18 protein-coding genes are annotated in these 14,506 nt (G+C 59.3%); 5 read left to right on the top strand and 13 right to left on the bottom strand.

Annotated features, from left to right (window positions below; all coding sequences use genetic code 11):
• Positions 1-73 precede the first annotated feature (73 nt).
• Together H6B15_RS03855 and H6B15_RS03860 are read right to left on the bottom strand one after the other, a co-directional pair.
• On the bottom strand, positions 74-1,003 hold the full coding sequence (locus tag H6B15_RS03855) for a helix-turn-helix transcriptional regulator (RefSeq protein WP_204646321.1): 930 nt from the start codon (positions 1,001-1,003) through the stop codon (positions 74-76).
• On the bottom strand, positions 990-1,304 hold the full coding sequence (locus H6B15_RS03860; protein WP_204646323.1) for a hypothetical protein: 315 nt from the start codon (positions 1,302-1,304) through the stop codon (positions 990-992). The genes H6B15_RS03855 and H6B15_RS03860 overlap by 14 nt, the downstream gene beginning before the upstream one ends.
• Before the next feature lie 211 nt (positions 1,305-1,515).
• On the opposite strand from H6B15_RS03860, the gene H6B15_RS03865 reads away from it, so the two are divergent.
• Positions 1,516-1,863 carry a helix-turn-helix domain-containing protein gene (locus H6B15_RS03865; RefSeq protein ID WP_204646325.1) on the top strand — a complete coding sequence of 116 codons (348 nt, stop codon included), beginning with the start codon at positions 1,516-1,518 and terminating at the stop codon, positions 1,861-1,863.
• 57 nt (positions 1,864-1,920) lie between these two features.
• Here the strand turns inward: H6B15_RS03865 and H6B15_RS03870 are convergent, their stop codons facing one another.
• From H6B15_RS03870 to H6B15_RS03885, 4 genes are all read right to left on the bottom strand, one after another.
• A complete protein-coding gene (locus H6B15_RS03870; protein ID WP_204646327.1) occupies positions 1,921-2,310 on the bottom strand; it encodes a DUF2628 domain-containing protein in 390 nt (129 codons plus the stop codon).
• Between the two features lie 13 nt (positions 2,311-2,323).
• The gene (locus tag H6B15_RS03875; RefSeq protein WP_204646329.1) at positions 2,324-2,881 is read right to left on the bottom strand and encodes a hypothetical protein; all 558 of its coding nucleotides are present in this window, start codon (positions 2,879-2,881) and stop codon (positions 2,324-2,326) included.
• 37 nt (positions 2,882-2,918) lie between these two features.
• Complete coding sequence (locus tag H6B15_RS03880) at positions 2,919-3,212, bottom strand: zinc-ribbon domain-containing protein (protein ID WP_204646330.1); 294 nt, start codon at positions 3,210-3,212, stop codon at positions 2,919-2,921.
• A gap of 297 nt (positions 3,213-3,509) precedes the next feature.
• On the bottom strand, positions 3,510-3,806 hold the full coding sequence (locus H6B15_RS03885; RefSeq protein ID WP_204646333.1) for a hypothetical protein: 297 nt from the start codon (positions 3,804-3,806) through the stop codon (positions 3,510-3,512).
• 162 nt (positions 3,807-3,968) lie between these two features.
• Here H6B15_RS03885 and H6B15_RS03890 point away from each other — a divergent pair, with 162 nt between their 5' ends.
• Positions 3,969-4,697, top strand: a complete 729-nt coding sequence (locus H6B15_RS03890; protein WP_204646335.1) for an AlkZ-related protein — start codon at positions 3,969-3,971, stop codon at positions 4,695-4,697.
• Positions 4,698-4,793: 96 nt separating this feature from the next.
• Here the strand turns inward: H6B15_RS03890 and H6B15_RS03895 are convergent, their stop codons facing one another.
• Positions 4,794-5,120 carry a helix-turn-helix domain-containing protein gene (locus tag H6B15_RS03895; RefSeq protein WP_204646337.1) on the bottom strand — a complete coding sequence of 109 codons (327 nt, stop codon included), beginning with the start codon at positions 5,118-5,120 and terminating at the stop codon, positions 4,794-4,796.
• Between the two features lie 130 nt (positions 5,121-5,250).
• Between H6B15_RS03895 and H6B15_RS03900 the strand changes: the two genes are divergently transcribed.
• Entirely contained in the window at positions 5,251-5,706 is a 456-nt protein-coding gene (locus H6B15_RS03900; protein WP_204646339.1) for a hypothetical protein, read from the top strand.
• 50 nt (positions 5,707-5,756) lie between these two features.
• Here H6B15_RS03900 and H6B15_RS03905 read toward each other — a convergent pair whose 3' ends face one another.
• From H6B15_RS03905 to H6B15_RS03925, 5 genes are all read right to left on the bottom strand, one after another.
• Positions 5,757-6,170: a hypothetical protein gene (locus H6B15_RS03905; protein WP_204646341.1), complete on the bottom strand. Its 414-nt coding sequence runs from the start codon at positions 6,168-6,170 to the stop codon at positions 5,757-5,759.
• Positions 6,163-6,639, bottom strand: coding sequence for a DUF6998 domain-containing protein (locus H6B15_RS03910; RefSeq protein ID WP_204646343.1), 477 nt, complete (start codon positions 6,637-6,639; stop codon positions 6,163-6,165). Before H6B15_RS03910 ends, H6B15_RS03905 begins: the two co-directional genes overlap by 8 nt.
• Positions 6,636-7,151, bottom strand: a complete 516-nt coding sequence (locus tag H6B15_RS15745) for a nucleoside triphosphate pyrophosphohydrolase (protein WP_345941926.1) — start codon at positions 7,149-7,151, stop codon at positions 6,636-6,638. The genes H6B15_RS03910 and H6B15_RS15745 overlap by 4 nt, the downstream gene beginning before the upstream one ends.
• A gap of 177 nt (positions 7,152-7,328) precedes the next feature.
• Entirely contained in the window at positions 7,329-8,144 is an 816-nt protein-coding gene (locus tag H6B15_RS03920) for an alpha/beta fold hydrolase (RefSeq protein ID WP_204646345.1), read from the bottom strand.
• Positions 8,145-9,465: 1,321 nt separating this feature from the next.
• Complete coding sequence (locus H6B15_RS03925) at positions 9,466-10,044, bottom strand: TetR/AcrR family transcriptional regulator (RefSeq protein WP_204646346.1); 579 nt, start codon at positions 10,042-10,044, stop codon at positions 9,466-9,468.
• A gap of 217 nt (positions 10,045-10,261) precedes the next feature.
• On the opposite strand from H6B15_RS03925, the gene H6B15_RS03930 reads away from it, so the two are divergent.
• Entirely contained in the window at positions 10,262-13,147 is a 2,886-nt protein-coding gene (locus H6B15_RS03930; protein WP_204646347.1) for a YhgE/Pip family protein, read from the top strand.
• Here H6B15_RS03930 and H6B15_RS15840 read toward each other — a convergent pair.
• Positions 13,107-13,502 carry an AAA family ATPase gene (locus H6B15_RS15840; RefSeq protein WP_204646348.1) on the bottom strand — a complete coding sequence of 132 codons (396 nt, stop codon included), beginning with the start codon at positions 13,500-13,502 and terminating at the stop codon, positions 13,107-13,109. The two genes, H6B15_RS03930 and H6B15_RS15840, sit on opposite strands and share 41 nt — an antisense overlap.
• 72 nt (positions 13,503-13,574) lie before the next feature.
• On the opposite strand from H6B15_RS15840, the gene H6B15_RS03940 reads away from it, so the two are divergent.
• Entirely contained in the window at positions 13,575-14,489 is a 915-nt protein-coding gene (locus H6B15_RS03940) for a helix-turn-helix domain-containing protein (protein ID WP_204646349.1), read from the top strand.
• Positions 14,490-14,506 lie beyond the last annotated feature (17 nt).

The following is a 14,506-nucleotide window of genomic DNA, read 5'->3' on the forward strand; positions in this document are numbered from 1 at the left end:
CATAACTGCTCATGATGGAATCTACTCCTTTTTCAATAGTATCAGGTAAGTTGAATTACAGAACCCGAAGGGGTCAGGCAAGCGTCTTCACCCAATCCCCCTGGCTTCGCAGCCACATATCCAGACCATTGCCGTCAAAGACCTCGGCTTCCACCAGCTGGCCGCCCTCGGGCAGCTCTTCCAGGACCCGGGCGGTGGGCAGGCGGTCCAGCACGGCCTCGATGTTGGGGCCGGTGTACTTGAATTTGATGTGCCGCAGTTTGCCGCCGTACATGAACTGGATGCGCTTACGCATCTCGCCCTCCTGGAAACGGTCCTTGTAGGGAATGTCGAAATGGTCGTTCGTCACCGTGAAGGAGCCAATCCGGTCCACCCGGTAGATGGTGGGGGAGCGGTCCTCGGGGTTGGCGAAATGCTCCTTCTTGTCAATGCCCTCGATGAAGGCGGCCAGATAGAAATAATACTCGCTGAAGAGAATCCCCACCGGCTGCACCCGGCGGTGTTTGGGCACGGCGTTGTGGGTGCCCACGTAGTCCATCTCCACCACCTTGTGGTCCCGGATGGCTTCCCCCAGCGTCCAGAGCTTGTCCACGAAGGCCTTTCCGTGGTGGGGCGGCACATAGTGGAACCGCTCGTTGCCGATGAGCTCCTGCACCGCCCGCAGATTCTGCACCGGCGTACAGCAGGCCACCAGCTTGTTTAAAATGGGGTCCAGCTCCTTCTCGGTGAAAGCGCGGCTCTCCAGCAAAATCTTGCAGACCGCCAGCACCTCGCTTTTGGTCAGCCGGGCCTCAGCGGGCTGTTCCAGACGGTAGCAGTTCGCCTCCCGGTCATAGAGCAGGTCGTTGCCCTGCCCGGCGTAGTAGGCCCGCAGCGTTTCCAGGTCACGCTGGATGCTCTTCTCGCCCACCTCAAACCGGGCGGCGGCCTCCTTCTTGTTCAGCGTGTTGCCGCTCAACAGCTGCTGCAGGGCGAGCAGCCGGTAGATTTTATCTTCGGCCATAACATGGCTCCTTTCCGTCGGTGCCCAGCCGGGTTACCAGTTCTTCCAATAAAGGCCCGTACACCCCGGCGGCTGCCCGGGCCTTGTCCGGCAGGCAGTGCCGCAGCCAGACTTCGCACCGGTCCCCGCAAAAACGCAGTTCTGCCTGCAGGCCGCCCTCCAGCCCGAAGCGCAGGCAGTTGTTGGAAAACCCCTGCCCGCAGAGATAGCAGGGCGGCACGGTGGCGCAGATCGCCCCGTACAGTCCGGCGGGGTCCGGCACAGCGGGTACAAAAAAGGTGCGGCAGCAAAAATCCGACATGATGGAACTTTCCTCCAGTATAGCATATTTGCAGAAAAGGGAGCGACTATAATAGTGCACAAAAAATAGTACAGTATTTGTGCATCCTGCCGAGAGGTGTCAAAAAGGACGATATACCTATTATAGTGTTTTTTTTACACCATGGAAATCATTGGCGTGTACAAAGAAAACCCACTACAATAAGAACAAACCAATACTATAGGGGGTGGGGTTGTTGGACAAAGAGGACAGTGTGGTGCGCCGGACCGGTGCCAAGCTGCGGCACTTCCGGATCCTGAAAGGCATCAGTCAGGAGCAGCTGGCGCTGGACTGCGATCTGAACATCAACACCATCGGCATGATCGAGCGCGGCCAGAAAAACCCCACCATCTACACGCTGCAGCGGATCTGTGGCGGGCTGGGCATCACGCTGGCGACTCTGTTTCTGTATGACGAGAGCAGCGACACCGCCGCCGAGGATACCATCCAGCGCATCGAGGCCGTGCTGCGGCAGATGCCCCGTCAGGATGTGGAGCGAGTGGCCCGCATCGTGGAGGAGCTGTCCGGCTTCGGCCACTGAACCGATACAACCAAGCCCTGCGTTTTCTTTTCCGGAAAGCGCAGGGCCTTTTTTTGTTCAGATACGGCCGCCCAGTTCCATGGCACCGAAGAGCAGCAGCCCTGTGCCGATCAGCCAGGCCAGCGGCGTAATCCAGTGGCAGCCGCGGGGCAGGGCGAGCTGCGGCCAGCGGAAACTGCCGTACACATTGCAGGCAAAACCGGCTGCCAGGCAGAGGACCATCCCCCAGGAGCCCAGCTGTACCCACAGTCCGCTGTGGTGTGCCATCCCGAAGCCCACCAGCCCGCGGCTGCAGGCGTCGGCCAGCACCAGGGGCAGATAGCAGCGCAGGGCGGTGCGCCAGCTGCCGTGCCAGAGCAGCCAGAGTGGGCCCAGCACCAGGGCACCGGTGCTGGAACCCAGCAGCCGCCGTGCGGGGGCGGGCAATGTATCAAACTCTTGTTCCATGGTAGGTTCTCCTTCAGGTGGCGGTGCGCAGATAGCGGTAGCGCACGTTGCCGTCCGCATCATAGATGGTCAGATAGGTGTCCTCCCCCTCGGTGGAGAAACTGAACACCGTGAAGAATCCCTCGGGGCCGGACGAACAGTAGATGCTCATGGTGCCGTCGCCGTTGTCGCTCAGCCGCTGGTAGGGGCAGATACCGAACCGGAAGGCGTCCACGATGAAATCCACGCTGGGGCCGTAGGGGTTGTAGCCGGAGGCATCTCCTTCCACCATCGTGTAGGCGCCCCAGTCCGACGAAGGCAGTGGGGTGGGGGCCATATCGTAGGTGGGGCGGCGGTAGGTGTCCAGCGTCTTGCCGGTGTAGTCCAGATGGGTCAGGGTGGTCTGGTCGGCAGAGAGCAGGTAGGTCTCGGTGGGCGTACCGCCCCGCACGTCGGTGCAATAGATGGTGATGGACCCATCCTCGTTGGTCTCGGGCAGCTGAGAGGCGTTCATGTTCCAGCTTTCAAAAATCATGAGTTCGGCGCCGTCCTCGGTGCACCAGGCTCCCTTCCAGGGCTCGGCGGCAGTCACCAGCCAGCTGCCGTCATCCTGGACCGGTTGGGATGTTTCAGCGGGGACAGGAGAGACCGTGGGTGGCTCTGTAGGCGCCGGGGAAGCCGTGACGACGGCGGTGCTTTCGCCGGACTGGGGGGGCACCCGGAGCTTCCGGGGAATAGCCGCCCTGAGTCAGGGCGAAGAAAACCCCGGCCACCAGGGCTACGGCCAGGATGGCCAGCAGGACCGGCAAGGGAAATTTCCGGGCCGGGGCGGGGGAGGCACTGTCCCCGGCGGCTTTGCCGCATCCGGGACAGAACTGGGCATCATCGGGCAGCTGGGCGCCGCAGTGAGTGCAATACTTCATAGAGATCGCTCCTTTGCTTTTCTTTCTGTGCCCCCAGCATAGCAAATCCCGATGGACAGGCTCCTGTCCATCGGGAAAAATGTTTGACACAGCCTCCGGAAAGAGTGACCACCGCGTTGCCATACAAAGCGGCGGGCGGCGCATCTGTGGGGAAGGTATGCCGGCAGGCCAAGGCGAAAATCCTCCGGGAACCAAAACAAGCGAGGGAAGTCAATGGTAAAATAACGGCCTGCGCCGCCATTGACTTCCCTCGCCTATCTTATGATTGGCAGGATGGAACAACTGCCCGGCGTGCAGTCACTCCCAATCGCACTTCCTGTTTTTCTTCTGGATAAAGAAACTGATGCTGTTGATCAAAATTGAGGCCACGGTTCCGATCCAACACATGGTAACCCCGGTGGGTGTGACATCCATCAACGCAGACCAATCCTCTCTTGCAACATACTGTGCATCCAGCTGGTAAAAGGCGCAGACTGTGAGGGCGGTCAGCGAAACGCTGATAAAGCGGATAACCTCCGCATTTTTACCGTTCATTCCCCAAATCACTGTGCCAATCGCGGTCACGATGGCCAGGATACCCAGTACAAGAAACATACAATCACGCCTCCTCTGAAAATGCGAGTTCGCTGGTGTCTCATTCTGATTTGATTGTAGCATAAAGCCGCGCGGATCAAAAGCAACATCCAGGCACCCGCCATCGCCCGGAGCATTTTGTGTTATACTGTTCTTACCAGAGACAGAAAGGGGTGCGGCAGGATGGCAGTGGAAAACGGGGAGTGGATCATGCGGGGGCCGGCCTGGGAGGACCCGGCCTGCATCCACAGCTGGCAGGAACTGGTGGACTGGATCGACGAGGTGGGATTCCTGCCCCTGTTCCGCAACGGCATCGACGGCTTTTCGGCGGAGGAGCGCACCTGTCCTACTGACTGGTGGAGCGGGGATGCCGCCCGTGATCCCTGGGAGTGGCGGCAGCTGATTGCCCGCAGCGGCCGGGTGGCCTACGGTAAGTTTTTCGGCAAGAAAGCGGGATTCATCTCCAAGGCCTGGTTCCCGGATTTTGCCAACTGGCGGCGGGACGGCTACGACTTTGACAGCCGGTGGGACGATGGTCTCGCCACCGCCCGCCAGAAGAAGATCATGGACCAGTTCACCGAAGCGGACGCCCTGCTCTCCTATGAACTGAAGGAGCGGGCCGGGTTCGGCAAGGGCGGGGAGAAAAACTTCGAAGGCACCGTGACCGATCTGCAGATGAGCAGCTATCTGATCATCCGGGATTTCCGTCAGAAGCTCAACAAAAAAGGCCAGCCCTACGGCTGGCCACGGGCAGAATATACGACGCCGGAAGCGCTCTGGGGTGCGGCGTGCATCGCGGCAGCCTACGCCACCGACCCGGTACAGTCCCGGGCAAAGGTGTTCCGCCAGATCCAGGCCCATTTTCCCGCCGCCACCGAAGAGCGACTGCGTGCGGTGCTGGGAGGACGCTGAGAAGATGAACCTCCATGTAGAAGGCCTTTCCCGTGCTTCACAAAATACAGAATACAAACAGCAAAGCCAGCCGGTTGAGAAAACCGGCTGGCTTTTTTACTGTTCGGTATGTTCCAGAACCGCCCGGATCATGGTAAGGGCAACTTCCTGCTTTTGCAGCGGTACATTCTCCCAGAGCGTTTCGATTGCCTGAATTTTGCTGACCTCATTTTCCGCCAGCTCGTCCTGGAGCAGATAATCCGGAGAAACATGAAGCGCGTTGCAGATGTCGATAAAGACCGGCAGGCTGGGCATCTTTGCGCCGCCCTCGATCTGCCGCAGATAGGTGGCATTGATGTTGCACAGCTCCGACAGCTTGTCCGCCGTCAGGCCGCGGGCCTTCCGCACCTCGTTGATCCGCTTTCCCAGTTTGCTTTGTTCCATAGTCTATACCCGTCTGTTAGCTCTTGGCGATTATTTTGTTCACTTTAAGGCTACATTATCCTTGCAGGGGAAAATAGATTCTGATAGACTATACTTTATAAGCTATTAGCTTTATGCAGGGGAATGCGGTATGATTGTGACTTTTTGCGGGCACGCACAGCTTTCGCAGAACAGCGGCGTTGAAAAATGGCTCTATACGGTGACGGGAAAGCTCATAGAAGAGGGCGCGGCATCCTTTTATCTGGGCGGCTACGGGGATTTTGACAGCCTGGCAGCTTCGGTTTTGAAAAGCCAGAAAAGGCAGCACCCGCAGATTCAGCGGATTCTTGTTCTGGCTTATCTTGGCACCAGACAGGATGTTTCCGACTATGACGGCACTCTGTATCCACCGCTGGAAACGGTGCCCCGCCGGTTTGCGATTCCCCGCAGAAACCGGTGGATGGTCGATGCCGCCGACGTGGTGGTGGCTTGTGTGCTCCACGATTGGGGCGGAGCCGCCGCAATCCTGCGGTACGCCAGGCAAAAAGGGAAACGGATTATTGCCTATGAACAGCTGCAGATTCTCCCTAAAATCACCAAAAAATAAATGGCAGTTATCCTCAAAATGAGGACAACTGCCATCTTTTTTTATCCGGTTTATCGGGCCAACCGGGAGAAGTATTGTGCCAGCTTCTCCTCACAGATCTTCTCCATTTCCGCTTTCTCCCCGGCAGTGAGTTTCTTCCACACCGATTCATCCACCTGGACGATGCCCAGCGTCCGGGTGTGGCGGAGCATCTGCATATCCTCGAACCGCTTGAAGGGGTTGGCCAGGATGTTCCGCTCGGCCTCCTTGTCGGTGTACCCGCCCCGGGCGAACAGACTGTTGGGCTTTTCCACCACCAGTCCGGCAGCCCGGCGTCCCTCATAGTAGCGGCTGTTCTGGTAGATGTCGAAGAAGGGATACTGGGAGTAGAGATACCCGGCCTTCTCAGCGCCGAAGGTTTCGCTGAACAGGTCGATGAAAAGGTCCTCGGCAGCGCTGCCGGATACGGCTTGATACTTAGGCATGGGCAGACACCTCATTGATTTTCGGCAGCCGTTCGGATTCCGGAACTTCCGTTTGTAACTTGTGAAGAGTCGCCAGCGTAATGGGACATTGGCCGTTTGTCTGCTGTTTTCCGCAGTGGCTCCAGGCCAGTGCGCCGGGGCCGTTGTATTCCTCGGTAAAGGTGCCGTCGGGGTGGATCCTTAACACGAGCAGCCAATCCGGTTCGCTGGACAGCGCCACCCGGTCAATCTGGGTGGCCTTGATCTGCACAAGGCGTCCATCGGTGGCTTTGGCGTCGTGGGTTTTGGCGGAGGCTTCGAACAGTTCCAGCCCATACCAGCTGGCAGCCAGGGCTTCCCCGATGCTGCCGATCATGTGGCCGTCCGGCGTGTAATGTCTGCCGGGAAAGAGCTGCTCCAGTTCCCGGGAGATGGCATACAGTGCCTTGATCTTTTCAGCCACCGATCTCTGCAAAGAAATGTGGTTCATTCCGACACTTCCTTCAGCAAAATCTTCTTGGAAAATCCGCCGCGCCGTCGGCGCTTCTCTTTGCGCAGTGCAGTGAGTTCGTCCCAGGTCCAGCCCCGGGCAGCCACGACGGCCCCCATGACCTCCAGCAGATCGGCCAGTTCTTCCAGGGATTTGCTCTCCTGGTATTCGGCCAGCTCCTCGTTCAGCTTTTCATCCAGCAGCTGGAGGTACGCTTCGTCGGAGAGGGTTTCCCAGGTAAAGGTTTTGCCGGAAGCCTCGATGATCTCCGGGATGCGGTCCCGGACCAGTTTGTGGTACGTTTTCTTTTTGAGGGAAGCATACAGGCCAAAAGGAGGGGCGGCACAGGAATTCTGCCGTGCAATTTCCGCAGCCATCATTTCGTACTGGTACTGGATGGTTTTCGGCTCTGTGCCGTTGGCCAACTTTTGCTGAATGAATTCGGCCGGGGAACGGCCAATCCTGTCCTGAAAGGCTTTCTCAAACCGCTGCCGCTCAGAATCTTTTTCCAATCCAATCCCTCCCTCGGCGTTTTTCGTCTTACAGACAATTACAGACAATTACAGACAATTTCAGTATACCGTTTATGGCATCCGATAAAGCGGATGCTCAACGGATCTGATTCTATTATAGAATATCGGATTGCACCGAACAAGGGAAAGCGCCCACGGAAGTATGTCCCATTCCCGTCACAATCCTTCCACAAACTTCCCGATCAGCCCATTCACTTCGTCCGGTGCATCAGTGTTGGCATTGTGTCCAGCTCCGGGAATCCACACCAGCGGGATGCCGGTGTTTTTGTGCCAGGCCTTGTTGTACCGAATGCAGGAACCGGCATGATCTTTTTCTCCGCAGATCAGCAGCGCCGGACAGGGAATTTTGTAGGGAAGGTCCGCTTCCATGGCTTCGGCCAGCATCCGCATCCCATGGCCTGACAGTCTGGCGTATCGTTCCTGGTCGCCGTCGTAGGTCATCATCATCTCGTGCATCAGGGCCTGTCCATAGGGCGAAGTGGCCACCCCTTTCGACCCGGTTTTCAGCAGGGACTTCCACGGGTAATGGCGATAGACCGGTTCCATCCGTTTCAGCAGCCACAGTTCGATGCCCGTCACATACTTTCGCTGCAGAGGGGCCGAATCAATGGCCACAAAGCCCTTCAATTTCTGAGGAAACAATTCCGCATAGGCTTGTCCCACATAGCCGCCCATGGATTGCCCCACGATCACCGGCTGGCACAGAGCTTCCCGGCAGAGAATCTCGTCCAGCCATCTTGCCTTGTCCATCAGGGAAAAGGTAAGGCGGAAGGGCCAGGAAGCGGCATGGCAGGGGGCGTCCCATACCAGCAGATTGTATTTCCCTTCGAAACAGGCAATCTGTTTGTCAAACAGCCGATGGTCAGCGGTCAGCCCCGGCAGAAAAACCAGGGTGATGGCTTCGGGGCCGCAGTCACGATTCACCCAGTAATGAATCTTGCCGCAGGGCGTTTCGTAGAGCTTTTCCTGCATGGCTGTCACCTCCTGCGATTTCTGCTTTCATTATACAGCAACCCCGGGGAAAGCACAGCCTCTTGGAGCAGCATGGACAGCCCCCAGCCTCTGTTTGCACTCACAAAAATCAGCGCCGGAATCTGGACACCTTGCACAGATTCCGGCGCTTTCCTGTGGGCGGGACGCTTTCTCTGCGGTAAGTGCCGTTTATGTGGACTTCCACGCCCAGAAGAAGGGACCGGACGGCTGGAAGATCATGGCCAAGGTATTTACCGAGGCCTGAGGCTCCGTCCTTCGATAGGCAAACAGACTTTTCCGCCCTGCGTAGGGGCAGAGAAGTCTTTTGTTTTGTGCAGGCCAGCCTATACAGGTGGCCGGGAGTATCCACAGGCCGTAACTGCCGATTCAGGCAAGACGAGACAGCTTGACCACCATCTGACCACTTCTTCTTCCCAGCCGGTTCCGTGTATTGTTTTTTACGTTCCAACATCCTTTTATAACCATCAAAAACAGCGCCGGAAGTTGTGCACACTACACAATTTTCGGCGCTGTATCATGCTATTTGCCTGTGCGTCACAGTTCTCCGACCCGAAAGGCCGCAGGTTCGAATCCTGTCAGCCGCACCACGCAGACGCCTTGCTGGAAAGCAGGGCGTTTTTCTTTTGTCCAGTCTTCGGGAAAGCTGCACCCGGTGCGCCATCGGGGATGAGAACAGCACGTCCGGCCGGTCAGCGTCCCGGCCGGTTCCAACAGTCCTGCGGACTGTTGGAAAGTGCGCGGGTCCCTGCGGAGCCCGGATGGAGGAATGGGGGCAGTGCGCCATCCCCTTCGGGGCGGGATCATGCATCGCGCGAACGCTCGCATTCGCCTCGCGGGGAAGTCGCTAAATACGCTCCGCAGGAGCATTTTCTTCACACGCCCGCTGATGGCGCACCAAAGAAACGCCTTGCTGGAAAGCAGGGCGTTTTTCTTATGTCCAGCCTTTGAGAAAGCAGCATCTGGTGCGCCATCGGGGACGAAAACAGCACGTCCGGCCGGTCAGCGTCCCGGCCGGTTCCAACAGTCCTGCGGACTGTTGGAAAGTGCGCGGGTCCCGGTGGAGCCCGGATGGAGGAATGGGGGGGGGCAGTGCGCCATCCCCTTCGGGGCGGGATCATGCATCGCGCGAACGCTCGCATTCGCCTCGCGGGGAAGTCGCTAAATACGCTCCGCAGGAGCGTTTTCTTCACGCGCCCGCTGGCGCACCAAAAAAAGCCTTACGGAAACGTAAGGCTTTTCCTTTTCTATGGCTTGTTTGGCTGTATACGGCCTGAACCACAGGATGCCCCGGCAGCACCTGTCAGGAATGGGGATAAAAATCGCTCACGGTGTTGGTCACCAAGCGGAAGGTGAGCTGCGCCATGTGCTGGGGACTTTCCTCACATCCGTGGGACAGCCAGTCTTTGATCAGGCCCACGCCGCCGGCCACGCAGTAGGCATAGGTGTATTTCAGATTGTCCATCCGCTCGGGAAAAGCTTCGCGCAGGGCAGCCAGGCTGTACTGAGAAAGCATCTCCTCGATGCGGTGCAGAAAGCCGATGTCCCCGTGGGGGCCCAGCAGGGCGGCACAGATTTCCCGGTTGTCGAACAGAATGGCAAAGATATCCTCGATGAAAGGAAAACTGTCTTTGTTGAATGGACTGACCGGATGGGTCCGGATGGTGTGCAGGATTTCATCGAACAACTCGTCCTCCACGCTTTCCAGCATATTGTAGATGTCGGTGTAGTGCAGATAGAAGGTGGAACGGTTGATGTCCACCAGGTCCACCAGCTCTTTGACGGTCACCTCGTTGACACTTTTCTCGGACATCAGCTGGGCAAGACCATGCCGCAGCAGCGCCTTGGTGCGGCGGATGCGCCGGTCCGACTTCTTTTCCATGGAAGCCCTTCCTCCCGTTTGTAAATTATTTGTGACTGTTCAACATCATACAACATAATGTCGATTACTGGTCACGGCGATGCGAAATTGTCGGTTGAGTCCCTTCCTCCTGTTTAGTATAATTCTCGATGCAGCAAAAAGCAATACAGCGACGAATAAACAACACAATGTCTTGCTTTTTGCGCAGACAGAGGAAAGGAAGCGATTTTTTCGTTCTATGCTGAAAGGTGAATGGAAAAAGCTGCTGAGCAACAGGCTGATGCTCGTGGTGGTGCTGGCCGTCATCGCCATCCCCACGATCTACACCACCCTGTTTCTCGGTTCCATGTGGGACCCCTATGGCAGCGTGGAAAATCTGCCGGTGGCGCTGGTCAATCAGGATCAGCCGGTGGAATATGAGGGAAAAACACTGAATGTGGGCGGCCAACTGGTGGAAAATTTGCAGGAGGATGCCTCGCTTGACTTCCGGCTGACGGATGCGGACGATGCGGCCCAGGGCCTTGCGGATGGAACCTATTACATGGTGATCACCATTCCGCAGGATTTTTCATCCAACGCGGCGACGCTGACCGATGAGCAGCCCCGGGAGATGGAACTGGAATACGAAACCAACCCGGGTACCAACTACATCGCCTCCAAACTGAGCGAAACCGCCATGAAAGAGATCCAGGCGGGGGTTCGGGAAGAGGTGACCAAAACCTACGCCGAAACCATGTTCGATCAGCTCGCCCAGGTGGGGGACGGCATGCAGGAGGCTGCGGACGGCGCAGGCGAAATCCAGGATGGAACCCGGCAGCTGGCCGACGGCAACAATACCATCCGGGAAAATCTGGAGCTGCTGGCGGACAGCACCCTGACCTTCCGCAGCGGCAGCGAGACCCTCACCGAAGGGCTGGCCCAGTACACCCAGGGGGTGCAGCAGCTGTCGGACGGTGCAAAGAAGCTGGATGACGGGGCGGCACAACTGAAGGATGGCGTGGACCAGATGGGAGCATCGGCGCCGGAACTGACCCAGGGGGTGAGTGCCCTGAACAACGGCGCGGCCCAACTGGCCCAGGGGGCGGCCCAGGCCAAGACCGGCAGCGATACGCTGGCCGGCGGCGCAGCCCAGGTGGATGACCAGATGAAAACCCTGAACGAAGGTCTGGCCCAGCTGCAAAGCCAGACCGAGACGCTGCCGGATTCGGCATCCGCGCTGGATGACGGGGCGGCGCAGGCACTGGACGGCGCAAAGCAGGTCCAGCAGGGGGCTCACAATCTGGCCGATGGTGCCCAGCAGGCCCAGGAGGGGGCGGATGCCCTGAATCAGGGGCTGCAGGCGCTGAGCGGACAGTCGGATGCATTGAATCAGGGGGCAGCAGGGCTGAAAAACGGGCTGGATTCGCTGGCCGCAGCAGTGGCAGGGTCCGCCGGAGCAGGCGACAGCCTGAATGCGCTGGCCGGGCAGCTGAATGAAACTGCCCAGGCAGTTCAGGCCGGGGCAGTCACGCTCCAGGACCCCGCTGCGCTGGCCCAGACCATCGCGGACAACACCGCAGCCGCCCAAAGCGGGGACCCGGATGCCCTGAACGCCCTGATCGCGGCAGCCGACGAGCTGGCGACGGCAGCGCAGCAGAATTATCAGGCGGCGCAGACCGCCGACAACGCCCGCCAGCAGGCCGCAAATGCGCTGTCCGGTGCGGCGGAAGCCCTGGGCAGTGCATCCGGGGACACGGGAACCGGAGAGCTGAGTGCCGCGGTCACCCAGCTGCAGCAGGGCGCAGCTCAGCTGCAAACCGGGCTGACCGCTTACACCGCCGGTGTGGACCAGGCAGCCGCAGGCAGTGCGGCGCTGGCCGATCCGTCCAGCGGCCTGCCCGCCCTGCAGGCGGGAGCGCAGCATCTTTCGGATGGAACGGATTCCCTGGTGACCGGACTGACCCAGCTGCAGAGCGGTACCGGCCAGCTGGCCCAGCAGGCCCCGCTGCTCACCGGAGGAATCGCCCGGGCTGCCAGCGGCGGCGCGGCCCTGCAGCAGCAGGGCACCGCGGTGCTGCGCCAGGGCGCCGACCAGCTGAACAGCGGTCTGGATGCACTGGCTGCCGGCAGCGGAAGCCTGCAAAGCGGTATGAACAGCCTGAACGGCAAGCTGCCCGCCCTGACCGACGGCATCAGCCGGCTGCAGCAGGGCACGAAGGATTTGAAGGACGGCACGGCGCAGCTGGTCAGCGGTGCCGGAACGCTGACCCAGAACAGCCCGGCGCTGAATCAGGGGGCCGCGGCGCTGACCGACGGCGCGGTCCAGATCCAGGACGGTGCTCGGCAGCTGGCAGACGGCAGCGGCGAACTGGCGGACGGCATTGACCGGCTGACGGACGGTGCCGGAACCCTGCAGAGCAGCCTGGCGGATGGCGCGGAGGAGATCCGCAGCACCAACACCGGCGATGCAACGGTGGAAATGTTCGCTGCTCCGGTGACCGCCACCGAAACCCAGCTGACCCAGGTGCCCAACAACGGGCACGGCATGGCCCCCTACATGATGTCGGTGGCGCTGTGGGTGGGCTGCATCGCCTTCAGCCTGATGTATCCTTTGACCGAATATATAGGCAAGCTGAAGAGCGGTGCCGCCTGGTGGCTGAGCAAGGCCTCGGTGCTGTACGCCATCGCGGTGGCACAGGCGCTGGTGATGGTGGCGGCGCTGCACGTCATCAACGGGTTCGACCCGGCCCGGATGGGTCAGACTCTGCTGGTGGCCTGTGTGGCCTCGGTGACCTTCATGTCGGTGATGTACTTCTTCACCAACCTGATGGGCAAGGTGGGCAGCTTTTTGATGCTGGTCTTCATGGTGATCCAGCTGGCCGGCTCGGTGGGCACTTATCCGCTGGAGCTGTCGGGGTCCTTCGTGAAGTATCTGCATGACTGGGTGCCCTTCACCTATACCGTCACCGCCTTCCGCTGTGCCATCTGCGGCGGCGGGAGCGTGACCGGATGCCTGGCTTACCTGGCGGTATGGCTGGTGGTCTTCACGCTGCTGACCATTCTGGTATTCACGGTGCGTGCACGGCGCATCAAGGCGGAAAAGCCTACCCTGATGGTCTGGCTGGAACAACACCGCCTGGCCTGATCCATAATGCATCGCCCCGTTCCATGCGGTTGCATGGAACGGGGCGTTTTTGGCGGCGGAATGCCGCAGTATCCGCCAGCCGCAAAGCCCGGCTGTGCAGCCGCTGTGGGCCATCCTCCAGCGCCAGGTAGAGCACCTCGCTTTTCCGCGTTGCGCACCCCAAAAAGGCCCCTCCACCGCACACAGCGAGGCACAGCTGCAGCGCCATCCAGCTCTTTCCCACTTTGGGTGAACCACCCAGTATGTACAATCCCGGAGCCAGCAGGCCATCCACCAGACAGGCCATCGGTTCTAGGGGGTGCTCGTACAACTCCTGCATCGTGTAAGTTTTCAGTTCTTTGGTTCCATTCGTCATCGCATTTTCCTTTCTGCCTCGCGGCCTTACTTGTTATGCTTTTTCCCCAGCCAGGTAACCAAGAGGTATCCCATGACATTCGGTGAAAAACTCCGCCGCGCCCGCAAAGAAAAGGGTCTGACGCAAGCCGAGCTTGCTAATCAGGCCGGGTTGGGGCTGCGGACGATCATCGCTTATGAAAAGGGCGAGACCTACCCGCAAAAGCGCTCTACGTATCAGACATTGGCGGACATTCTGGGCGTACAGGCGGACGACCTGCACAACGAGGAAACAGCAACCTCTGCTGCGCCCCTTTCCCGCGCCCAGTGGGAGAACGCCAAACAGCGCTACGAAGAACTGCTCCCGGACGGCCCCGCCTGGCCGGGCGATTCTTCCTATGAAGAATACTGCGAAAAAATGGCGCAATCGTCCAATGCGGACACCGCGCGCAATTCCTATAAATCGACCGGATCAGAGTTGCCGCAAATCACGATCCGCCCGGCCCTGGCGAAGGACTTTCCGACGCTATTGCAAATCCGCAAGGACCGCTACCAGTTCGACGCCACCCGTGCAGGCGTTGACAAAAGCCGACTCCCCGCTTTTGAATCACAACTCGAAGCCCTGACACAGTCCCTTGTTGGTTGGATTGCCGCCGGGCAGTGCTTCCTGATGGAAGCCAACGGCCGCCCCGGCGCCTGGTTCGTCTTGCAACTCCCCGCGCCGGACGCCTACACGGCCGCGAACAAACGAAAAGGCGGCGCGAAGGCAACGGCCTCCACGCCGCTGCCCCGCGCCACCATGCTGGGCCCTTATACAAGCCCCCGTTTTGCAGGTGCTTCCAAGTACATGCTGTCCTTCTGCCAAGCCTGCTGCCCGCGGCTGGCGATCGAGGCGCCGCTGGACGATCCGCTCAGCCGGTTCCGTTTGACCTACTGGCTGGATCAGGGGTTTGTGCCGGATGCACGGGTGGCAACTGGCGGGGCTGTTTTCCTTGTCTTACACAGCTAGACTTTTGGTTGCAAATC

Origin of the sequence: Gemmiger formicilis, from assembly GCF_016900095.1 — a bacterium.
Taxonomy (GTDB): domain Bacteria; phylum Bacillota; class Clostridia; order Oscillospirales; family Ruminococcaceae; genus Gemmiger; species Gemmiger formicilis_A.

Excerpts from the sequence above, each read along its gene's own strand:
- H6B15_RS03930 (WP_204646347.1), top strand. The coding sequence starts at position 10,262 with ATGCTGAAAGGTGAATGGAAAAAGCTGCTGAGCAACAGGCTGATGCTC.
- H6B15_RS03870 (WP_204646327.1), bottom strand. The coding sequence starts at position 2,310 with ATGGAACAAGAGTTTGATACATTGCCCGCCCCCGCACGGCGGCTGCTG.
- H6B15_RS03920 (WP_204646345.1), bottom strand. The coding sequence starts at position 8,144 with ATGCAGGAAAAGCTCTACGAAACGCCCTGCGGCAAGATTCATTACTGG.
- H6B15_RS03940 (WP_204646349.1), top strand. The coding sequence starts at position 13,575 with ATGACATTCGGTGAAAAACTCCGCCGCGCCCGCAAAGAAAAGGGTCTG.
- H6B15_RS03880 (WP_204646330.1), bottom strand. The coding sequence starts at position 3,212 with ATGAAGTATTGCACTCACTGCGGCGCCCAGCTGCCCGATGATGCCCAG.
- H6B15_RS03890 (WP_204646335.1), top strand. The coding sequence starts at position 3,969 with ATGGCAGTGGAAAACGGGGAGTGGATCATGCGGGGGCCGGCCTGGGAG.
- H6B15_RS03885 (WP_204646333.1), bottom strand. The coding sequence starts at position 3,806 with ATGTTTCTTGTACTGGGTATCCTGGCCATCGTGACCGCGATTGGCACA.
- H6B15_RS03905 (WP_204646341.1), bottom strand. The coding sequence starts at position 6,170 with ATGCCTAAGTATCAAGCCGTATCCGGCAGCGCTGCCGAGGACCTTTTC.
- H6B15_RS03860 (WP_204646323.1), bottom strand. The coding sequence starts at position 1,304 with ATGTCGGATTTTTGCTGCCGCACCTTTTTTGTACCCGCTGTGCCGGAC.
- H6B15_RS03910 (WP_204646343.1), bottom strand. The coding sequence starts at position 6,639 with ATGAACCACATTTCTTTGCAGAGATCGGTGGCTGAAAAGATCAAGGCA.
- H6B15_RS03925 (WP_204646346.1), bottom strand. The coding sequence starts at position 10,044 with ATGGAAAAGAAGTCGGACCGGCGCATCCGCCGCACCAAGGCGCTGCTG.
- H6B15_RS15840 (WP_204646348.1), bottom strand. The coding sequence starts at position 13,502 with ATGACGAATGGAACCAAAGAACTGAAAACTTACACGATGCAGGAGTTG.
- H6B15_RS03895 (WP_204646337.1), bottom strand. The coding sequence starts at position 5,120 with ATGGAACAAAGCAAACTGGGAAAGCGGATCAACGAGGTGCGGAAGGCC.
- H6B15_RS03900 (WP_204646339.1), top strand. The coding sequence starts at position 5,251 with ATGATTGTGACTTTTTGCGGGCACGCACAGCTTTCGCAGAACAGCGGC.
- H6B15_RS03855 (WP_204646321.1), bottom strand. The coding sequence starts at position 1,003 with ATGGCCGAAGATAAAATCTACCGGCTGCTCGCCCTGCAGCAGCTGTTG.